Genomic DNA, 18,590 nt, shown 5'->3' with positions numbered 1-18,590 from the left:
AATCCTTCTGACGACATGCCGATGACCCCTGCCCAGTTGCACGAATCCCTCGCCGATATGGCGCTGTTGGTCCGCGTCATCGACGCGGGCAACTTCTCGGAAGCGGCCCGCCAGCTCGGCAGCCTGCCTTCTTCGGTGAGCCGGCAGATCAAGCGCCTCGAGCGATCGCTGGGTGCGCAACTGCTGGAGCGTACGACGCGGCGGATCCGTCCGACCGAATCCGGATTGGAGGTGTACCGCCACTGCACGCGCATGCTCGAAGCCGCCAGCAGTGCGGTGGACGTGGCCGCAGAGCTCGTCACTGCGCCCAGAGGACGGGTCAGGCTGAGCGCGCCCACGCAGTTCGCGCGCACGGTACTGCACCCGTTGGTACTGACCTTCCTCAGGCACCACCCGCAGATCGACGTGCAACTGGTCTTCAACGACCTCGACGCCGACCCGCTCGCAGACGACCTGGACCTGGTGATCCGTCTTACCGATCGCCCCCCGCAAGGACTGGCCGGGCGGCCACTGGGCAGGGTCCGCTGGCTGCTCTGCGCGTCCCCCGGCTATTTGAAAGACCATGGCGTCCCGAGCGTACCTTCGGACCTGGCCCAGCATCAGTGCGTGTATCTGGGAGAAACGCCGGATGACCATCGCTGGAAGCTACGGCGCGGGGATCGGACGCAGTCCGTTCAGGTCAGCGGCCGCTACATCGCCAATCATGCGGGCGCACGATTGAGTGCCGCCGAGCAGGGTCTGGGTATCGCCAACCTTCCGGATTTCATCGCCAGGGACGCCCTGCAGCACGGAAGGGTCGTTCACGTGTTGCCCGAATGGGCGCTCGATCCGGGCAAGTACCAGGGTGAGATCTGGCTGCTCTACCACCCGACGCGCTTCCTGCCGGCGAAAGTGCGCGTGCTCATCGACTATCTGATCGCCCATACGGGCGGGCGGACATGACGCTGGCCACGCCTGCCAAGCGCTCGGCATTACATCTTTTCAAGGGAACTATCCCCGCAAATCCGTTGGTCGGGATCACCCCCACCCCCGTTCGAACCTATCGCCGTTCGCCTCCATCCAAATGATTCAACGTCCTGGTTAGGAGAGCGTCATGTCCATTCATGTCATCAAGGTTCACGGTAGCGATGTCCCTGAAGAGCTGCGCGAGTCAGGGGTCACCCAAGCGTTTTGCATCGAAGACGAAGCCGGTCAGCGGTTGTATTCCGACAACGATCTGGAAGTGACCCGCCTGGCGGCGTCCCTCGCACTGCAGGAGTCGCTGAACGAGAAACGTCCGTGATCGCAACCCTGGGGCGCGGCTTGCGCCTGACAGGTGCTGGTCAGTGCAGATTCGCACATGCGAGGGCCCGGTAACGTCACCGATGGCCCTCGTACATGCGATGCCCGTAGCTACACCCCGCAAAGATCCTCTACCTTCTTGCCGCTCCGGCTGCCTTATGGGCACCTCTACCCCTGCGCGTCTTAAATGAAAGCGCATCCCTCTCGTTTACCTTTAATCCTTCATTAATCTCTGTATTCTTCACTCCCGCTGTCGCAGCCTTTGTTGCCGACCCTGAGGCGTATCCGGAATCGGCCCCTCGTTGAACCGATTCACCTACCTCGGGTCCTAGCGACTCAGGTGTGCGCCGTGATTTTCCACCGAAGCCTCTTCCATCGAAGGACCCGGCAATGAACGAACTCTCCTCCACCTTGAACCGGGAACGGCGTTTTCTGGTTTTGCTTGGAGTCATCTGCCTGTCGCTGATCGGCGGCGCGTTGTACATGCAAGTCGTCCTGGGCGAGGCGCCTTGCCCGCTGTGCATCCTGCAACGCTACGCCTTGCTGTTCATCGCGGTGTTCGCCTTTCTCGGTGCGGCCATGCCTGGGCGGCGCAGCCTGACGGTATGTGAAGCGCTGGTGGTGGCCAGTGCCATAGGTGGGATCGTTGCTGCGGGCAACCATGTCTATATACTCGCCAACCCCATGGTCAGCTGCGGTATCGACACCCTGCAACCGATCGTCGACGACCTGCCCCTGGCCAAGCTGTGGCCGCTGGCGTTCCAGGTCGACGGTTTCTGCAGCACGCCTTACCCGCCCATCCTCGGTTTGTCGCTGGCACAGTGGGCCTTGGTGGCCTTCGTGCTCACCGCGGTACTGGTGCCGCTGGGCATCGTGCGCAACCGCCGCAAGGGTTAGGCAAAATGCCGCAGGGGAGGGGGCTTTCAAGGAGTCCCTGACAACTGCGGCAACTATTCCGTGGGACTGTTCGATAGCGCTGCAAGCCGCGTATTCAAAGGCTTGCAGGGGTTCCTGACGGGGTGCGACAAACTGTCGCAAAGTTGATTTTGCATGGCCGATTGTTACGGTTTATGTAAAGGACTGTTGCTCAATAAGTCATAGTCACCGTCTGGCTAGCTAACTACAATCGCCCCCAATTTCCGTTCGGCAACTGCTTGCGAGTCGCAGGATAGAAGGAAGCCTCAGCGCTCCTTTTTGCTGACTTCGTCAAGTTTCGCCTGCGGCGATTCCGGGCGGATACCCCTCCGCGTTTTTCTCGCACCAAATGGACTTGGTCTGCAGCACAGGCCGTTTGCCTATAGTACCTAAAGCACCGTCGAACACGCTCCTCGCCAAGTCCTGCAGTCGGATCGTTGGCCGGCGCGTATTCGAGCTAAGAAATGCTGGCGTTTGGCAGGAAGGAACGCTGGCTACCAAAACACAATTGCATTGAAGCAAGCTGATCTAGAGGTCGTGAGATGAGTAAAAAGCGTTACCCCAGACTGTTTGGCATATTGCCCGTTTTAGGCATGCTTTTACTCAGTGGGTGCAACTGGACCCTGCTCGACCCCAAGGGCCAGGTCGGCATTGAGCAAAAGAACCTGATCCTGATCGCAACCGGCCTGATGCTGCTTGTGGTAGTGCCGGTCATCATCATGACCCTGGCCTTTGCCTGGAAGTACCGTGCTTCCAACAAGTCGGCCACCTACACCCCCGACTGGTCGCACTCGACCAAGATCGAGGCTGCGGTGTGGATCATCCCGATCCTGATCATCATCGCCCTGGGTTATGTCACCTACCTGTCCACGCACCGCCTGGACCCGTACCGTCCGCTCGACTCCGACGTCAAGCCGGTGCAGATCGACGTGGTGGCGCTAGACTGGAAATGGCTGTTCATCTATCCCGAGCAAGGCATTGCCACGGTGAACAAGATCAACTTCCCGGCCAACACCCCAGTCAACTTCCGCGTCACCTCCGACGCCGTGATGAACTCGTTCTTCATCCCGGGCCTGGGTGGCCAGATCTACGCGATGGCGGGCATGACCACCAAGCTGCACCTGATCGCCAACGAGGAAGGTGTGTTCGACGGCATCAGCGCCAACTACAGCGGCGCCGGTTTCACCGGCATGAAGTTCAAGGCGACCGCCACGTCCCAGGCCGACTTCGATGCATGGGTCGCCGAAGTGAAGCGTTCGCCGTTGAAGCTGGACAAGGCAACCTACGACGCCTTGGCCAAACCTAGCGAAAACAATCCAGTCGTGCTGTACAGCGAGGCATCGCCTGAGCAGTTCCAGCTGATCGTCGACAAGTACGAAGGCATGAACCGCGGCCGTGTTAGCCACGAAAAAGAAGGCAGCAAGGATCTGGCCACAACCCAGGGTGTGGATTCGAGTAAGCAACCAGCTGCCGGGGCAGAGGAGTAAGAGATGTTCGGTAAATTAAGTCTGGAGGCGATACCGTATCACGAGCCGATCGTGATGGTGACGCTTGCCATCATCGCGCTCGGCGGTATCGCTGTGGCAGGTGGCATCACCTACTTCCGCAAGTGGAACTACTTGTGGAGCGAGTGGCTGACTTCGGTCGACCACAAGAAGATCGGCGTGATGTACATCATCGTCGCCATGGTCATGCTGCTGCGCGGCTTCGCCGACGCCATCATGATGCGTTCCCAGCAAGCCCTCGCCACCGGCGGCTCCGAAGGCTATCTGCCGCCAGAGCACTATGACCAGATCTTCACCGCCCACGGTGTGATCATGATCATCTTCATGGCGATGCCGTTCTTCACCGGCCTGATGAACCTGGCCCTGCCTCTGCAGATCGGTGCGCGCGACGTTGCCTTCCCGTTCCTGAACTCCCTGAGCTTCTGGCTGCTGGTCGCAGGCGTGATCCTGGTCAACGTCTCCCTGGGTGTCGGCGAGTTCGCCAAGACCGGTTGGGTCGCGTATCCGCCGCTCTCTGGCATCGAGTACAGTCCGGGGGTAGGTGTCGACTACTACATCTGGGCGCTACAGCTATCAGGGCTAGGTACGACGCTCACCGGCGTGAACTTCCTGGTCACCGTGGCCAAGATGCGCGCGCCTGGCATGAAACTGATGGACATGCCGATCTTCACCTGGACCTGCACCTGGGCCAACGTCCTGATCGTGGCTTCGTTCCCGATCCTGACCGCCGCACTGGCCCTGCTGACCGTTGACCGTTATCTGGACTTCCACATCTTCACCAACTCGCTTGGTGGGAACCCGATGATGTACGTCAACCTGTTCTGGGCGTGGGGTCACCCTGAGGTCTACATCCTGATCCTGCCGGCCTTCGGCGTGTTCTCGGAAGTCACCTCGACCTTCTCCAGCAAACGCCTGTTCGGCCACCACGCGATGATCTACGCATCGGGTGCGATCGCCATCCTCGGCTTTGCGGTCTGGCTGCACCACTTCTTCACCATGGGTGCCGGCGCGAGCGTCAACACCTTCTTCGGCCTGGCGACGATGCTGATCTCCATCCCGACCGGTGTGAAGCTGTTCAACTGGCTGTTCACCATGTACCAAGGTCGCGTGCGCTTCACCCCGCCGATGATGTGGACCCTGGGCTTCATGGTCACCTTCTCGATCGGTGGCATGACCGGCGTACTGCTGGCCGTACCGGGCGCGGACTTCGTGCTGCACAACAGCCTGTTCGTGATCGCGCACTTCCACAACGTGATCATCGGTGGCGCCGTCTTCGGTTACATCGCAGGCTTCGCGTTCTGGTTCCCGAAAGCGTTCGGTTTCACCCTGAACGAGAAGTGGGGCAAGGCCGCGTTCTGGTTCTGGATCTCTGGCTTCTACGTGGCCTTCATGCCGCTGTACGCGCTGGGCTTCATGGGCATGACCCGTCGTCTGAACCACACCGACAACCCACTGTGGGAACCCTACCTGTACGTCGCCGTCGCCGGCGCCGCGCTGATCGCTTGCGGTATCGCCTGCCAGCTGATCCAGCTCTACGTATCGGTTCGCGATCGCAACCAGAACCTGGACGTGTCGGGCGACCCATGGGGCGGCCGTACCCTGGAATGGTCGACCTCGTCGCCACCACCGTTCTACAACTTCGCCACCATGCCGGAAAAAGTCGGCCTGGACGCCTGGCACGAAGCCAAGGATGCGGGCGTTGCGTACAAGGCTCCGGCCAAGTACGAAGCGATCCACATGCCGAACAATACCTCGACCGGTGTGTTCATGGGCCTGCTGCTGGCGGTCTTCGGTTTCGCCTTCGTCTGGCACATCTGGTGGCTGGTCGGCGTCAGCCTGGTTGCGACCATCGCGGTCTTCGTTCGCCACGCTGCACGTGACGACCAGGGCTACATGGTTCCTGCCGAGGAAGTGGCGCGCATCGAAGGTGAACGTCAACGGGCCCTGCAGCTCGCCGGCGTACCTACCGGTAGCGCTCGTGTCGAAACGTTTGAACGGGTTTAATCAATGTCCAGTCATGTAATCCACGCTGGTGATCATGGTCACGACCATGGTCACGACGATCACCACCACGACTCGGGCCAGATGACCGTCTTCGGTTTCTGGCTCTACCTGATGACCGACTGCATCCTGTTTGCGTCGCTCTTCGCCACCTACGCGGTGCTGTCCGGCAGTTTTGCCGGCGGCCCGTCGGGTCACGACATCTTCGAACTGCCGTTCGTGGCCGTCGAAACCGGGTTGCTGCTGCTGTCCAGTATCACCTTCGGCTTCGCCATGCTGCAGATGTTCAAGGGCAACAAGGGCGGTGTGCTGGGCTGGTTGGCCGTCACCTTCCTGTTCGGTGCCGGCTTCATCGGGATGGAAGTCTACGAGTTCCACCACCTGATCAACGAAGGCTTCGGTCCGACCCGTAGCGGCTTCCTGTCGGGCTTCTTCGCCCTGGTAGGCACCCACGGTCTGCACGTGACTTCGGGCCTGATCTGGATGGCGGTACTGATGTACCAGCTGCAGACCCAGGGCATCACGCCGAGCGTCAAGACCCGCATGAGCTGCCTGAGCCTGTTCTGGCACTTCCTGGACGTGGTCTGGATCTGCGTCTTCACCGTCGTCTACCTGCTGGGGGTTCTGTAATGGCCAATGCACACGACACACACCACGAAGACAACCACGGTAGCGTGAAGTCTTACGCCATCGGCTTCGTGTTGTCGGTGATCCTGACCGCGATTCCATTCGCGATGGCGATGTACCCGGGCATGTTCAACCTGACCAAGAGCACGACCATCCTGGTCATCGTCGCGCTCGCCGTCGTCCAGGTCGTGGTTCACCTGTTCTACTTCCTGCACATGGACCGCTCGAAGCAACAACGCAACAACCTGACGACGTTCCTCTTCACCGTCATGGTGATCGCATTGTTGGTCGGCCTGTCGCTGTGGATCATTTTCAGCATCCACTTCGAAATGATGGCCAAGTGAGGTAAGACTGCATGTCCGTGAAGCACTTCATCCAGATCACCAAGCCCGGCATCATTTTCGGCAACGTGATTTCCGTGGCAGGCGGTTTCTTTCTGGCTGCCAAGGGACACATCGACTTCATGCTGCTGTTGGCAGTGATCGTCGGCACGTGCCTGGTGGTGGCTTCCGGCTGTGCATTCAACAACTGCATCGACCGCGACATCGACCAGAAGATGGAGCGTACGAAGAACCGCGTCATGGTCCAGGGCGGCATGTCCCTGACCGTGGCGCTGGTCTACGCGACGCTGCTGGGCGTGGCCGGCTTCGGCCTGCTGTACGTCCAGGCCAATCCGCTGGCGGCCTACTGCGCGCTGGCAGGTTTCGTGGTCTATGTCGGCTTCTACAGCCTGTGGTTGAAGCGCAAGTCGGTGCACGGCACCTTGGTCGGCAGCCTGTCCGGTGCCATGCCTCCGGTGATCGGTTACTGCGCCGTGAGCAACAGCTTCGACCTGGCCGCCGTGACCTTGCTGGTGATGTTCAGCCTGTGGCAGATGCCGCACAGCTTCGCCATCGCCATCTTCCGCTTCAACGACTACCGTGCTGCCAACATTCCGGTGTTGCCGGTGGCACGCGGTGTGTTGGCGGCGAAGAAGCAGATCCTGCTGTACATCCTGGCCTTCGTGCTGGCCACCTTGATGCTGACCCTCGGCGGTTACGCCGGCATCGGCTACCTGGTGGTGGCAGCGGCGATGGGCCTGTACTGGCTGTACATGGCCTGGGGCGGTTACAAGGCCCAGGACGACAGCAAGTGGGCACGCAAGGTGTTCGGCTTCTCGATCCTCACCGTCATGGCCTTGAGCCTGATGATGTCGGTGGACAGCCAAACCGCAGCCGATGTGCTGATGACCTACGCGCGGTAACGACAGCGCGGCAATCGAAAGACCCTGGCCTGGTGCCAGGGTTTTTTTATGCGCGCGATTCCCTCTGCGATCCCCATGCGATCCGCCTCAGTCTTGCGCCTCTTCACTGAACAGGACGCAAACACATGAGCGTATTCACCGTGTATTTCTGTGGCACCGGCTCGCAGAGCTTCGATGCCCACAACGTCAGCTACTGGAACGGCGAGCTGGTCTCGACCCTGGCCAGCCATGACCAGGGCCGCGAGTTCGCTGACTGGATCGTCATGGACGGGCCGGGCAGCGGCAATCTTCAGGACGATCAGCTGTTCGTCGAGCCCGGTCGCTACTTCAACTGGACCGGCCAGCTGTTCGGCAAGGGCTGGGAGGAAAACGTCCAGCACGCCCTGCAGGTGATCAAGGGCAAGGCCGACTGGCAGCGCCAGTACTTGAGCGAAGAGGAGTACCAGAAGCTGCAGAGCGCAGGCGTCGAGATCCCGCCGCCAAGCGAAACGGGCAGTTGGTTCTGGCGCACCTACGACTACGGCGAACGCAAGACCACGCCTCAGCAGTTGCAGGAGCAGATCATCCATCAGTTCCGCAAGCCGGTGATACCCGAGCAAGTCAACCTGGTAGGGTGGAGCAGGGGTGGCATCAGTTGCCACATGCTGGCCAACGCCATGGCCGCAGACCCGGAGTTGAGCACGGTGGCGGTGAACATCTTCGCCATCGACCCGGTGCCGGGAGTGGGCAACATCAGCACCGAGCGGGTCGAGTTGGCAGACAACGTCAAGGAATACGTAGGCTTCTACTCGCGCGACGAGCGCTCCAAAGGCTTCGCCTGCGTGATTCCCAAGACCCGGCCGACGACGCACGTGCACGTCTACCCGATGCCCGGGCGGCATGCCACCTTGGTCGGCAATGCTTCGATACATGGCGATGCCGGAGGCGACGCGCTGAAAGCGCCAGGCCTGGTGGTGCGGCATTTCGCCGAAGTGTGCCTCGCCCGTTGGGGGGTGAAGCTGGATAAAACGCTGGGGTTGGATGATCGGCAACTGATGGGCTACCACCAGCAGATGGCCCAGGACGACGAACAGTATGTGGCCATGCGCTCGGTGTCCTACACGATGTTGACCGAGGGAAAGGTGGACGATCGACGGGTGCACTTGGGTAGCGACGACACTGCGTTCAGCAAGATCACCGGCGATTCGCTCGAACCCTGCGAGGGATTGCACGCGACGCAGACCAGCGTGGACAGTTACCGGCACCTGCGTTGATATTCGAGCGTTGTCTATAAATCCGATTTCAATGAAAAATCCTGAATCGAAGGCCTAAACAAGAAATATCGCTTTTCAAAGGTGGTCGAACGGCAGTATTGTCTGTTTCGGCCACCGCAGTGGCCAACGTCGCTCGGACGGTTCCGGGCGCTAACGTCTGCAGAGGCCCCCATGGCTGATACCCCCACGCCGCGCCGTTTCGCGCGCATCGATCGTCTTCCTCCCTACGTCTTCAACATCACCGCCGAACTCAAGATGGCCGCCCGTCGCCGTGGCGAGGACATCATCGACCTGAGCATGGGCAACCCCGACGGCGCCACGCCGCCGCACATCGTCGAGAAACTGGTGCAGGTCGCACAGCGCGACGACACCCATGGCTATTCCACCTCCCGCGGCATCCCGCGCCTGCGCCGTGCCATTTCCCGCTGGTACAAGGATCGCTACGAGGTCGACATCGACCCGGACGACGAAGCCATCGTCACCATCGGCTCCAAGGAGGGCCTGGCGCATTTGATGCTGGCCACCCTCGACCAGGGCGACACGGTGCTAGTGCCCAACCCCAGCTACCCCATCCACATCTACGGCGCGGTAATCGCCGGCGCCCAGGTGCGTTCGGTGCCGTTGGTGCCAGGGGTGGACTTTTTCAACGAGCTGGAGCGGGCGATCCGCGAGTCGATCCCCAAGCCGAAGATGATGATCCTCGGCTTTCCTTCCAACCCCACCGCGCAGTGCGTCGAGCTGGACTTCTTCGAGCGCGTGGTGGCGCTGGCCAAGCAGTACAACGTACTGGTGATCCACGACCTAGCCTACGCCGACATCGTCTACGACGGCTGGAAAGCGCCCTCGATCATGCAGGTGCCGGGCGCCAAGGACATCGCGGTGGAGTTTTTCACCCTGTCCAAGAGCTACAACATGGCCGGCTGGCGCATTGGCTTCATGGTCGGCAATCCGGAGCTGGTCAGTGCCCTGGCACGGATCAAGAGCTACCACGACTACGGCACCTTCACGCCCTTGCAGGTGGCAGCCATCGCGGCCCTGGAAGGCGACCAGCAATGTGTGCGCGACATCGCCGAACAGTATCGCCAGCGGCGCAACCTGTTGGTCAAAGGGCTGCACGAGCTGGGCTGGATGGTCGAGAACCCCAAGGCGTCGATGTACGTCTGGGCCAAGATCCCCGAGGCCTATGCGCACCTGGGCTCGCTGGAGTTCGCTAAGAAGCTGCTGGCCGAGGCCAAGGTCTGCGTGTCGCCGGGCATCGGCTTCGGGGATTATGGCGACGACCACGTGCGCTTCGCCCTGATCGAGAACCAGGACCGCATCCGCCAGGCCATCCGCGGCATTCGGCAGATGTTCCGGGCCGACGGTCTGACCCACAAGTGAGCATTCGCCTCGCCACGGGTGCCGCCCGTGGCGAGGCCGGCTCGACCAGCCATCGGCTACCCATTTATTTTTCATCGCCCCTCTTCTCAGCCGCCTGGGCTTGGATTACAAAGAGCGCGCGGGCCAGACCCGCTTCCCTCAATCCTTCCCCCTCCGTGGCATCATGTCCGAAAACAACCCTTGCCTTGACTGCGGCGCCTGCTGCGGGTACTTCCGTGTGTCCTTCTTCTGGGGCGAATGCCAGTCTTCGGGCGGCTTGGTGCCCGACGACCTGGTGGTGCAGATCAGCCCGTCGCGGGTGGCCATGATCGGCACCGACGCCAAGCCCTGTCGTTGCACCAGCCTGCAAGGCGAGATCGGCAAGCAGGTGGGCTGCAGCATCTACGCCAACCGCTCCACGCCCTGCCGGGAGTTCGAAGCGTCGTGGATCGATGGTGCGCACAACTCCGATTGCGACAAGGCACGCGCCGCCTACGGCCTGCCACCGCTGACGCCGCCCGGCGCCAACGAGCCGCACTGGCCGGACGACGACGGCGCGCGCGTGGCGTGACAGGGGCGTGGCGAGGTAGCATCGGCGTGTCCATCGACCAGGGCCGGCGCGTCCGGTCGGCCGACACTACCCGGTCACTCGACCGCACATGCCAAGGAGGTCCGGCTTGACCCAGCTTCGCAGTTTTCCTCTCGACCTCTGCCTGGAAAGTCCACGCCTGCAACTGCGCCCCATGACCCAGGCCGACGCGCCGGTCTGGCTGACCATCATGGCCGACCCGCAGGTGATGCGTTATTGGCACCACGCGCCGTGGCAAAGCGTGGCCGAGGCGCAGGCTGCGCTGGCGGACGACCACCGGGCCTACATCGCAGGCCAGCAACTCAAGCTGGGCATGTACCGCCGCGACAGCGGCGAACTGATCGGCATGGTGCAGCTGTTCAACCTCGACGAGGCGTCGCGCCGCGGCGAGATCGGCTATTGCCTGGCCACTGCCGTGCAAGGCCGCGCCTACATGGACGAAGCCCTGACCTGCTTCATCGACTACCTGGCCCACACCCTGCAACTGCGCCGTCTGGAAGCCGAAATCGACCCGCGCAACGAAGGCTCGGCGCGTACGCTGGAGCGGCAGGGGTTCGTGCTGGAAGGCACCTTGCGGGCGCGTTGGTGCGTGGCGGGGGAGTTGTCCGATTCGGGGCTGTACGGTCTGTTGCTGGAACCACCTGTGGCCTGAACGGTGCGGCTCGAAGGCGTGCTGTGAAGTACATGCCAGCGCTACACTGCCGGGCCAGAGCGGCTGCCGCTTGAACCGTTCGGGCGGCGCGCAGTCCAGAGTCGGCAAGCGCCTGCGTTTGCGCACCAGACCAGGTGAAGCCAGACCGGCCGCACCTTCCACCCAACCGAAAGGAGCTCACATGATTCTTCGTTCCCTGATCGGCGCCGGCGCGGCGCTGTTGCTCACCGCCACCGGCGTGCAGGCGGCAGAGGATTCCGCGGCATACACCCAGTGCATGGACACCGCGTCCAGCACGATGCTGATGCAAACCTGCATCCAGACCGAACACGAGGCCCAGGACAAGCGCCTCAATGCTGCTTACAAACAACTGATGGGCAAGCTCGACACCGCGCAGAAGCAAAACCTGCGTGCGGTCCAGAGGAACTGGCTGGCCTACCGTGACGCCAACTGCAGCTTCCATGGCAGCCTGGGCGGCGGCACGCTGTCCCGGGTCGACGCCTCGATGTGCGTCAAGGACATGACCCGCGACCGCGCCGACGAACTCGAACGGCTGGCCAACCCCGAAGGCTAGACCCGCTCCAGCTCAGGCACCGGTTCGTCGCACAAGGCTTCGCGCTGCATCGACTCCAGGTTGCGTTCGATGGTTTCGCAAATGGTGTCCATCTTGATCTGGTGTTCGCTGGCGCGGAACGGGCTCTGCAAATCGGTGCCGATGCGCTCGATGGCCAGCAGCATGAAGCCGACCACGGTCGAAGCCAGCGGTGTGAACCAACCCAGCGACTCGACGATCCCCACCGGCACGATCAGGCAGAACAAGCTGATGAACAGCCGGGGGAAATACACGTAAGGAAAGGGCAGGGGCGTATTGGCGATACGTTCCATGCCGCCTTGCGCGTTGGAAATGTCGACCATGGTCGATTCCAGCCGCGCCAGGCGGATGCTGTCGAGCCGACCGGCCTTGTATTCGCTCGCCAGCAAGGCGGCAGAGCCGGCCAGGATGTCGTTGGCGAAGTTGTTCGAACCGTTGCGCCGCTCGAATTCGGTGTGCGGAATGAACGCCGTCAGTTCCGGGCGGCAGGGCTCGCCCTTGAGTTGCGCGGCCAAGGCGTTCACGTAGGCCACCTGGCGGCGCAGCAAGGTGGCTTTGACCGGGTTGAGCCGCTCGTTGTCGTCATCGTCGACCAGGGTCAGCACCTGCCGCGCGAAACTGCGTGAGTTGTTGACCATCGCGCCCCATAGCGTGCGCGCTTCCCACCAGCGGTTATAGGCACTGCTGTTGCGAAAGCTCACCAGCACCACCAGCGCGGAGCCGAGCAGGGTGAGTGGAATCAACGGCAGGTTGAACTTGCTGTTCAGGAACAGCATGAAGTCGATGGTGACCACCACGTCCCAGATCAGCAGCCAGAACAGCGACCAACCGATGTAGCCCAAGGTTTTCGTCACCAGACGGAATTTGCGAGCGATGTAATCTTTCAAGGCACGACCTCGTGTGCATGACGGTGAGCATCGGACGCCGAGACATGGGCAAGGTTCGCGTGGGCATTTGAGCGGATGTGTACCGATCCGATTGGTGATGGCACAATGCCTTCCCGTGGGGTAGCCACCCTTACCTAGATCTGTGTCGACCCCGACACTCCATCCACTCGGTACTCATCCATGCATCAGCCCACCGGTAAGGGTCTGTCGTTCGCCAGGCGCATGTATCTACCGCGCGCCGTCGGCACGGGCTTGGGCTTCTTCTGCGTGGCGATCGGCATTTGGCCGTTGCAGCCCGGTGCTTGGGTTTGGCTTGTGCTACTGGCGCATGGGTTCGTCTGGCCGCATGTGGCGTTTCAGTTGGCGCGCAGATCGGCCAACCCGTTTCGCACCGAGCAACGTAGCCTGCTGTTCGACGGGTTCGCCAGTGGCGCCTGGGTTGGCGTGATGGGGCTCAACCCGCTGCCCAGCGTGATCATCCTGTCGATGGTCGCCATGGACAAGATCGCCGCCGGTGGCTGGCACATGCTGTCGAAAACCTTCACCGCGCAAGCCATCGGCGTGGTGCTGGGGTTCGGGCTGTATGGCCCGCCGCTGCTGCCACCCACCACCCAGCAGCAAATGCTGGCATGCCTGCCGATCCTGCTCATCTACCCGATAGCCGTCGGCATGATCTGCTTTCAGGTGATGACTGAACTCAATCGGCACAAACGAGCCCTGGCCCGTCTGAGCCAGACCGACAGCCTGACCGGTCTGACCAACCACGGTGCCTTGAAGGACTTGCTGTCACGCGAGTTCGAGCACTGCCGCGCGCAAGCGGCACCCACGCACCTGGCGCTGATCGATATCGACCACTTCAAACAGATCAACGACACCTACGGACACCTGGTGGGCGACAGCATCCTGCGTACCATCAGTGCCACCCTCGCCGCGCAATTGCGCAAACGCGATCCAATGGGACGGTATGGCGGCGACGAGTTTTGCGTATTGCTACCGGAAACTTCTACCGCGCAGGCGCAAGAGATTCTCGAGCGCCTACGTGAGGCCGTCGAGGACTTCCGCCATCCGGATTTCGGACAGTTGCGCGTGACCTTGAGCATCGGCGTGGCCGCCCATGGCCCGGCGCTGGTAGATGCCGACGCCTGGCTGCATGCCGCCGACATGGCCCTTTACCAGGCCAAGCACGGCGGGCGCAACCGAGTGGTCCTGGCCGGTTTCGTGCTGGCCGGCGAGACGTCGGTGGCACCGGGCTGAAGCCCCCGTGCGTCGTTGCGGAAAAGGTGCGACCGCTGGCGATCAACTGCCGGGCGCCTTGGCGACCAGCGCCGCGATCGGCTGCGGCCGTTTCGGCTCGGCGCCCTGGTGCGCCAGTTTGTACTGGTAGCGTTGCCATTCCCGGTCTATCTCGGCATAGGGCATGAACACGCTGATGCGCTTGGCGTTGGCCAGGTCCGGACGGCGAGCGGCATCGATACCGTCCTTGGCGATGTAAGCGACATTGATGCCGACCACCTTGCCATCGTCGGCGAACAACGGCCCGCCCGACATGCCTTTGACCAGCGGGCCGTCATGCACGGAATAGAACACGCCGCCACCGGTGCCCGGCAGACGCACCAGCGAGGTCAATGCGTGGCCATGGCCCTGCACCGGCATCGCCAGCCCATTGAAGCCTACGGCAGTGACCGACTCGCCCGGCACGAACTGGCGCCATTGCGGAATCTGCTTGGCCTTGTGGCGGAAGAACACGATATCGCCCAGCCCTTCATGCACGACGCCTGGAAGAAACGGGGTGTGCTTGGCCGTGACGGCGTAGTCCTCGTTCCACTGGATGGCCGACGCCATCATCAGCAACGGTACCGGGCCGCCGGAATAGACGACGAACGCTTGATCGTAGGTGGGGTTTGAAGCGAACGAACTGGTGGGCATTCCATTGCACCCACTCAACAGCATCATTGCTGCGAGGCAGGGCACAGTTGCTTTCATGGTTTGGCTTCTGGAGGGTGGATGGACAGCGCGACGACACGCTATCGGCACGCATTACTTTCGGGTTAGACCCAATGGAATGGAGAGTAATGGTGGCATATGGCTATTGCCAATCGAATTTGGCGATGACAGGCATAGAAACCGCTGAGTGGTATGCCATATGCCAAAGAGCGCAGGCTGTACGGATTTTTCGTAGAAGCGCTGTATCTGCTCAAGCCCTCACGGGCGGTCTGGTCTGAGCCCAGCGAGCCGCCGTTGCCGGCCATCGCCGGGCACGTGCTTTTGCAGCTATGCCTCTGTAAGAAAAATCTGCAACTAACTTCCAGGCTGGAAATCGGCTCCATTGCCAAGCGACACATTTTGCACCCAGCCCGCGCTCCGCCTACAATGCGCTCCGGGTGCGTAAGGCATGTCGCTGGCTCGCAGGTTAAATATCCAACACCGGTCGGGCCGCTGGTGAGGCGTCAACGTGCCCGCACCCAATATCCCCGCATCCACCGTCATCCCCCGTCCGCAGCGTCTCACCAGCCAGGCTTTGGCAGCGCTGGAGCGCTTCGCCCACATCGAAGCCGTCAGCGGTATCGCGCTGGTCATCGCCGCCATCGCCGCGCTGATCTGGGCCAACAGTTCGGCAAGCGCCTCTTATGAAGCTTTCTGGCACACCCAGGTAGTGCTCAGCATCGGCTCGCTGAGCCTGGGCCAGTCCCTGCACTTCCTGGTCAACGATGGCCTGATGACCATCTTCTTCCTGGTGGTCGGTATGGAAATACGCCAGGAAATACAGGACGGCGCCCTGTCCAACGCACGCATGGCCACCCTGCCCGTGGGCGCCGCCCTGGGTGGCGTGCTGGTACCGGCCGGCATCTACCTCGCCTACAACTGGGGCCTGCCCTCGAGCCATGGTTGGGCGGTGCCGACCGCCACCGACATCGCTTTCGCCGTCGGCGTGCTGGCGCTGCTGGGCAAGTCGATTCCGGCCAACCTGCGTATTTTCCTGCTGGCCGTGGCGATCATCGACGACATCGCCGCGATCCTGATCATCGCCGTGTTCTACACCGCCAGTCTGGATTTCGCCGGGCTCGGCATCGCCGGCGCAGGCCTTGCGCTGGTGCTGCTCATGCAGCGCATGGGCATTAGCACGGCCTGGGCCTATGTGGTGCCGGGCGCGATCGTCTGGGCCGGCCTGCTCAAACTGGGCGTGCACCCGACCTTGGCCGGCGTGGTGTTGGGCCTGATCACCCCGGTGCGTTCAGCACCGTCCCACGAGCGGCCGCTGGACCTCATGTCCAAAGCCTTGCGCGACCTGCTGCACCGCGTCGACCAAGGCGAGAAGAAGGTCTCCACGCCGCTCAAGCAGATTCGCCTGGCCGAACGCGAGGTGGTGCCCCCGGTGCAGCGGGTACAGGAGCGCCTGCATCCTTGGGTGGCGTTCGCCATCATGCCGCTGTTCGCTTTGGCCAACGCCGGGGTGAACGTGCAAGGCGCACAACTGGACGTACCGATCAGCTTCTCCGTGGCCTATGGCGTGGTCATGGCGCTGGTGCTGGGCAAACCGGTAGGCATCTTCCTCGCCACGCTCGTTCTGGTGCGCAGCGGCCTGTGCAGCTTGCCGCAGAACGTGAAGTGGGGTGGGGTGGTGTTGGTGGGCTTGCTGGCCGGTATCGGCTTCACCATGTCCATCTTCATCGCGGGCCTGGCCTTCGACGATGCCCATCTGCTGGCAGTGGCCAAACTGAGCGTGCTGTGCGCGTCGACCTTGTCGGCGGTGATCGGCCTGGTGTGGGGGATGGTGCACTTCAAGTGGAAGATCGGGGGTGGGAAGTAGCGCCAGGGCGTTATTGCGGTCAACCCTGCCCAATGGTCGAGGGATGGCAAAGTAATCGAAGAGCCAAGAGAGCAGCCGCGCCCTTGGCCTTTTCAATGATTTCGCAGTCGCCTGTTGCATGTCGATTTGGAAATACAGGGATGCTCAACAGGCAATGCAGTACATGGAGGCAGCAGTGAAATAAGGAGCGCGGGTGTTCAGCGCAGGACAAGTCAGCTTGAGCTTGCACTAGCGAAATCGAACGCTCAGCCATAGCTAATTGATAACGACCTCTGCTCGGATGGCCGGTTTAGAGCAGGTAGAGTGTTATGCCCCATAGGCAAAGCGTACTGGGTTGGCGCGGGCTGTCTTTGCTCAAATCCGATGGTCTGTACTGACCGGATCGAAGCAATTCGCGCGACTTGCCGGTCTCTTGGACGCAGTGATAGATTTTCACATGTCACGCGCGTGGGGTCGTATTGAGCAAGCCCCAGTCCTAATGCCGTGCACTCCAATTACCGTCATCAGTGGTTTTTCAGCAAGGATGCATAATGGCTAGGCCTTCTTTCGCAGTTGCTTGGGCGGCGTCTCAAAAAATCTATGACCCTGCCAACTCGGGGCTAAAGGTTGCCACCCTGATAGGCGGGTATGTCGAAAAAAATATCAATAATCCAGACCCCTCCCAGAAGTGGAGCAATACCTGCGCCGTGCGCATGAGCTACATCCTCAACCAGGCAGGGCTTACCATTCCCAAGATTCCGGGGCAGACGGTGTCAGGGGGGGACCAACGGCAATATTTTTTCCGGGTGAAGAATCTGATCACCTTCCTGGAGTCCACGTGGGGCAAGCCTGACGTGGTCAAATATCCCCCCTCTGACGGCGGCGCACTGGCTGGCAAAAAGGGGGTCGTCCTTTTTGAAGTGTCTGGCTGGGGGGACGCGCAAGGCCATGCGACATTGTTCAATGGCACCACGTGCTACGACCATTGTTATTTCAATGAGCCAGGTGTCAATTATCGTACGGACCGGGCGAATTTCTGGAGCTTGATTTAATGAGGCTTTTCTTGGGTTTCCTGGCGTGTACGCTGACCGCCCCGCTGGCCTGCGCAACCGATGTTCACGCGTCCCCACAGGGTAACGAGCGAAGTTATGGGCAGAACTATAAGGACATGGTGTTCGCAACCTGTGTGGCAAACGCCTACCAGAATGAGAAAGGCGCCTCGACGGATGCCGGGAGTAGTGTGAGTGCCTTGCGTGACTGGACGTACTACGACTTGGAGAAAAGTCCGGACGCGGTCAAAGCCTTGGTGAATAGTTATCTGGCCCGGGATTATAAAAATCCACTGGTCGAGGCTGAAGTCAAAGGCGTCAGGTTCGATTTCTTGAAATGCCTGGATCTGTATCACAGCGACGAGTTGGACGCGCTGACGAAGGAAGTGGTCATCAATCCCGGTCATACGTACAGGCAGGACAACCCTTAACGCCCAACAGTAGCGGGCCTGTACAGGTTCGACTGCTGGGCACGATGCCTACATTTTGGTTTTGCCATAACCTCGGCGGCGCATGGGTGACAGGCTAGCTGCCGATTGCCATTTCCATAGGGCATGAGCCATGAGCGTCAGCCAGGCAACAAAGGCGGCGCGGGATCTGACGGCGTGGGGTCAGCACCGGATTACGTCACAGCGATGGGTTTGGCAATCACCTGAAACTCAGCAAAACGACAGGCACAAAAAAACCGGCTCGATGGCCGGTTTCTTCGTTGCTCCGGGCTTCCTGGGGAAGTCTGAAGCGTTGTACATGGTGCCCCGAGGGAGACTCGAACTCCCACTCCTTTCGAAAACGGATTTTGAATCCGCCGCGTCTACCAATTCCGCCATCAGGGCCAACGCGGCGCAGTATA

19 protein-coding genes and 1 tRNA gene are annotated in these 18,590 nt (G+C 61.3%); 17 read left to right on the top strand and 3 right to left on the bottom strand.

What is annotated here, in order from left to right:
• Positions 1–21 precede the first annotated feature (21 nt).
• The 13 genes from AA0Z93_RS03570 (at position 22) to AA0Z93_RS03510 (ending at position 11,999) form a co-directional block, all read left to right on the top strand.
• A complete protein-coding gene (locus AA0Z93_RS03570) occupies positions 22–942 on the top strand; it encodes a LysR family transcriptional regulator (protein WP_413046365.1) in 921 nt (306 codons plus the stop codon).
• A gap of 151 nt (positions 943–1,093) precedes the next feature.
• Positions 1,094–1,282 carry a hypothetical protein gene (locus AA0Z93_RS03565; protein WP_413046366.1) on the top strand — a complete coding sequence of 63 codons (189 nt, stop codon included), beginning with the start codon at positions 1,094–1,096 and terminating at the stop codon, positions 1,280–1,282.
• Positions 1,283–1,671: 389 nt separating this feature from the next.
• Positions 1,672–2,178 carry a disulfide bond formation protein B gene (locus tag AA0Z93_RS03560; protein ID WP_413046367.1) on the top strand — a complete coding sequence of 169 codons (507 nt, stop codon included), beginning with the start codon at positions 1,672–1,674 and terminating at the stop codon, positions 2,176–2,178.
• A 560-nt stretch (positions 2,179–2,738) separates the two neighbouring features.
• Positions 2,739–3,683, top strand: coding sequence for a ubiquinol oxidase subunit II (gene cyoA, locus AA0Z93_RS03555; protein WP_413046368.1), 945 nt, complete (start codon positions 2,739–2,741; stop codon positions 3,681–3,683).
• A gap of 3 nt (positions 3,684–3,686) precedes the next feature.
• A complete protein-coding gene (cyoB, locus tag AA0Z93_RS03550; RefSeq protein WP_313738538.1) occupies positions 3,687–5,705 on the top strand; it encodes a cytochrome o ubiquinol oxidase subunit I in 2,019 nt (672 codons plus the stop codon).
• 3 nt (positions 5,706–5,708) lie between these two features.
• On the top strand, positions 5,709–6,332 hold the full coding sequence (gene cyoC, locus AA0Z93_RS03545; protein WP_296262988.1) for a cytochrome o ubiquinol oxidase subunit III: 624 nt from the start codon (positions 5,709–5,711) through the stop codon (positions 6,330–6,332).
• The gene (cyoD, locus tag AA0Z93_RS03540) at positions 6,332–6,673 is read left to right on the top strand and encodes a cytochrome o ubiquinol oxidase subunit IV (protein ID WP_413046369.1); all 342 of its coding nucleotides are present in this window, start codon (positions 6,332–6,334) and stop codon (positions 6,671–6,673) included. Before cyoC ends, cyoD begins: the two co-directional genes overlap by 1 nt.
• An 11-nt stretch (positions 6,674–6,684) precedes the next feature.
• Positions 6,685–7,572, top strand: coding sequence for a heme o synthase (gene cyoE / locus AA0Z93_RS03535; protein ID WP_413046370.1), 888 nt, complete (start codon positions 6,685–6,687; stop codon positions 7,570–7,572).
• 125 nt (positions 7,573–7,697) lie between these two features.
• Positions 7,698–8,825 (top strand): hypothetical protein, encoded by a 1,128-nt coding sequence (locus AA0Z93_RS03530; RefSeq protein ID WP_413046371.1) that lies wholly within the window; start codon positions 7,698–7,700, stop codon positions 8,823–8,825.
• A 171-nt stretch (positions 8,826–8,996) separates the two neighbouring features.
• On the top strand, positions 8,997–10,205 hold the full coding sequence (alaC, locus tag AA0Z93_RS03525; protein ID WP_413046372.1) for an alanine transaminase: 1,209 nt from the start codon (positions 8,997–8,999) through the stop codon (positions 10,203–10,205).
• A gap of 163 nt (positions 10,206–10,368) precedes the next feature.
• Positions 10,369–10,755: a YkgJ family cysteine cluster protein gene (locus AA0Z93_RS03520; protein WP_413046373.1), complete on the top strand. Its 387-nt coding sequence runs from the start codon at positions 10,369–10,371 to the stop codon at positions 10,753–10,755.
• A gap of 106 nt (positions 10,756–10,861) precedes the next feature.
• Positions 10,862–11,425 (top strand): GNAT family N-acetyltransferase, encoded by a 564-nt coding sequence (locus AA0Z93_RS03515; protein ID WP_413046374.1) that lies wholly within the window; start codon positions 10,862–10,864, stop codon positions 11,423–11,425.
• Positions 11,426–11,606: 181 nt separating this feature from the next.
• Positions 11,607–11,999, top strand: coding sequence for a lysozyme inhibitor LprI family protein (locus AA0Z93_RS03510; RefSeq protein ID WP_413046375.1), 393 nt, complete (start codon positions 11,607–11,609; stop codon positions 11,997–11,999).
• On the opposite strand, the gene AA0Z93_RS03505 is transcribed toward AA0Z93_RS03510, so the two are convergent.
• Positions 11,996–12,904 carry a bestrophin family protein gene (locus AA0Z93_RS03505; RefSeq protein ID WP_413046376.1) on the bottom strand — a complete coding sequence of 303 codons (909 nt, stop codon included), beginning with the start codon at positions 12,902–12,904 and terminating at the stop codon, positions 11,996–11,998. The two genes, AA0Z93_RS03510 and AA0Z93_RS03505, sit on opposite strands and share 4 nt — an antisense overlap.
• Positions 12,905–13,084: 180 nt before the next feature.
• Between AA0Z93_RS03505 and AA0Z93_RS03500 the strand changes: the two genes are divergently transcribed.
• Complete coding sequence (locus AA0Z93_RS03500) at positions 13,085–14,158, top strand: diguanylate cyclase (protein WP_413046377.1); 1,074 nt, start codon at positions 13,085–13,087, stop codon at positions 14,156–14,158.
• A 42-nt stretch (positions 14,159–14,200) separates the two neighbouring features.
• Here AA0Z93_RS03500 and AA0Z93_RS03495 read toward each other — a convergent pair whose 3' ends face one another.
• Positions 14,201–14,854 (bottom strand): trypsin-like peptidase domain-containing protein, encoded by a 654-nt coding sequence (locus AA0Z93_RS03495; protein WP_413048355.1) that lies wholly within the window; start codon positions 14,852–14,854, stop codon positions 14,201–14,203.
• Between the two features lie 502 nt (positions 14,855–15,356).
• On the opposite strand from AA0Z93_RS03495, the gene nhaA reads away from it, so the two are divergent.
• The 3 genes from nhaA (at position 15,357) to AA0Z93_RS03480 (ending at position 18,171) form a co-directional block, all read left to right on the top strand.
• Complete coding sequence (nhaA, locus tag AA0Z93_RS03490) at positions 15,357–16,712, top strand: Na+/H+ antiporter NhaA (protein WP_413046378.1); 1,356 nt, start codon at positions 15,357–15,359, stop codon at positions 16,710–16,712.
• 530 nt (positions 16,713–17,242) lie between these two features.
• Positions 17,243–17,743: a type VI secretion system amidase effector protein Tae4 gene (locus AA0Z93_RS03485; protein ID WP_413046379.1), complete on the top strand. Its 501-nt coding sequence runs from the start codon at positions 17,243–17,245 to the stop codon at positions 17,741–17,743.
• Positions 17,743–18,171, top strand: a complete 429-nt coding sequence (locus tag AA0Z93_RS03480) for a type VI secretion system amidase immunity protein Tai4 (protein ID WP_413046380.1) — start codon at positions 17,743–17,745, stop codon at positions 18,169–18,171. Before AA0Z93_RS03485 ends, AA0Z93_RS03480 begins: the two co-directional genes overlap by 1 nt.
• A 317-nt stretch (positions 18,172–18,488) precedes the next feature.
• On the opposite strand, the gene AA0Z93_RS03475 is transcribed toward AA0Z93_RS03480, so the two are convergent.
• Positions 18,489–18,573: transfer RNA gene (locus tag AA0Z93_RS03475), tRNA-Leu, on the bottom strand.
• Between the last annotated feature and the right edge of the window lie 17 nt (positions 18,574–18,590).

It is taken from the genome of Pseudomonas phoenicis, assembly GCF_047302395.1.
GTDB lineage: Bacteria > Pseudomonadota > Gammaproteobacteria > Pseudomonadales > Pseudomonadaceae > Aquipseudomonas.
Note: the sequence above shows the minus strand (reverse complement) of the source record. Positions and strands in the feature narration are given on the sequence as shown.

What these genes read in the sequence shown, in the direction of transcription:
- cyoA (WP_413046368.1), top strand. Translation starts at nt 2,739, where the DNA reads ATGAGTAAAAAGCGTTACCCCAGACTGTTTGGCATATTGCCCGTTTTA.
- AA0Z93_RS03520 (WP_413046373.1), top strand. Translation starts at nt 10,369, where the DNA reads ATGTCCGAAAACAACCCTTGCCTTGACTGCGGCGCCTGCTGCGGGTAC.
- AA0Z93_RS03495 (WP_413048355.1), bottom strand. Translation starts at nt 14,854, where the DNA reads ATGCTGTTGAGTGGGTGCAATGGAATGCCCACCAGTTCGTTCGCTTCA.
- AA0Z93_RS03565 (WP_413046366.1), top strand. Translation starts at nt 1,094, where the DNA reads ATGTCCATTCATGTCATCAAGGTTCACGGTAGCGATGTCCCTGAAGAG.
- AA0Z93_RS03480 (WP_413046380.1), top strand. Translation starts at nt 17,743, where the DNA reads ATGAGGCTTTTCTTGGGTTTCCTGGCGTGTACGCTGACCGCCCCGCTG.
- cyoD (WP_413046369.1), top strand. Translation starts at nt 6,332, where the DNA reads ATGGCCAATGCACACGACACACACCACGAAGACAACCACGGTAGCGTG.
- alaC (WP_413046372.1), top strand. Translation starts at nt 8,997, where the DNA reads ATGGCTGATACCCCCACGCCGCGCCGTTTCGCGCGCATCGATCGTCTT.
- cyoC (WP_296262988.1), top strand. Translation starts at nt 5,709, where the DNA reads ATGTCCAGTCATGTAATCCACGCTGGTGATCATGGTCACGACCATGGT.
- cyoE (WP_413046370.1), top strand. Translation starts at nt 6,685, where the DNA reads ATGTCCGTGAAGCACTTCATCCAGATCACCAAGCCCGGCATCATTTTC.
- AA0Z93_RS03500 (WP_413046377.1), top strand. Translation starts at nt 13,085, where the DNA reads ATGCATCAGCCCACCGGTAAGGGTCTGTCGTTCGCCAGGCGCATGTAT.
- AA0Z93_RS03530 (WP_413046371.1), top strand. Translation starts at nt 7,698, where the DNA reads ATGAGCGTATTCACCGTGTATTTCTGTGGCACCGGCTCGCAGAGCTTC.
- AA0Z93_RS03510 (WP_413046375.1), top strand. Translation starts at nt 11,607, where the DNA reads ATGATTCTTCGTTCCCTGATCGGCGCCGGCGCGGCGCTGTTGCTCACC.
- AA0Z93_RS03485 (WP_413046379.1), top strand. Translation starts at nt 17,243, where the DNA reads ATGGCTAGGCCTTCTTTCGCAGTTGCTTGGGCGGCGTCTCAAAAAATC.
- cyoB (WP_313738538.1), top strand. Translation starts at nt 3,687, where the DNA reads ATGTTCGGTAAATTAAGTCTGGAGGCGATACCGTATCACGAGCCGATC.
- AA0Z93_RS03570 (WP_413046365.1), top strand. Translation starts at nt 22, where the DNA reads ATGACCCCTGCCCAGTTGCACGAATCCCTCGCCGATATGGCGCTGTTG.
- AA0Z93_RS03560 (WP_413046367.1), top strand. Translation starts at nt 1,672, where the DNA reads ATGAACGAACTCTCCTCCACCTTGAACCGGGAACGGCGTTTTCTGGTT.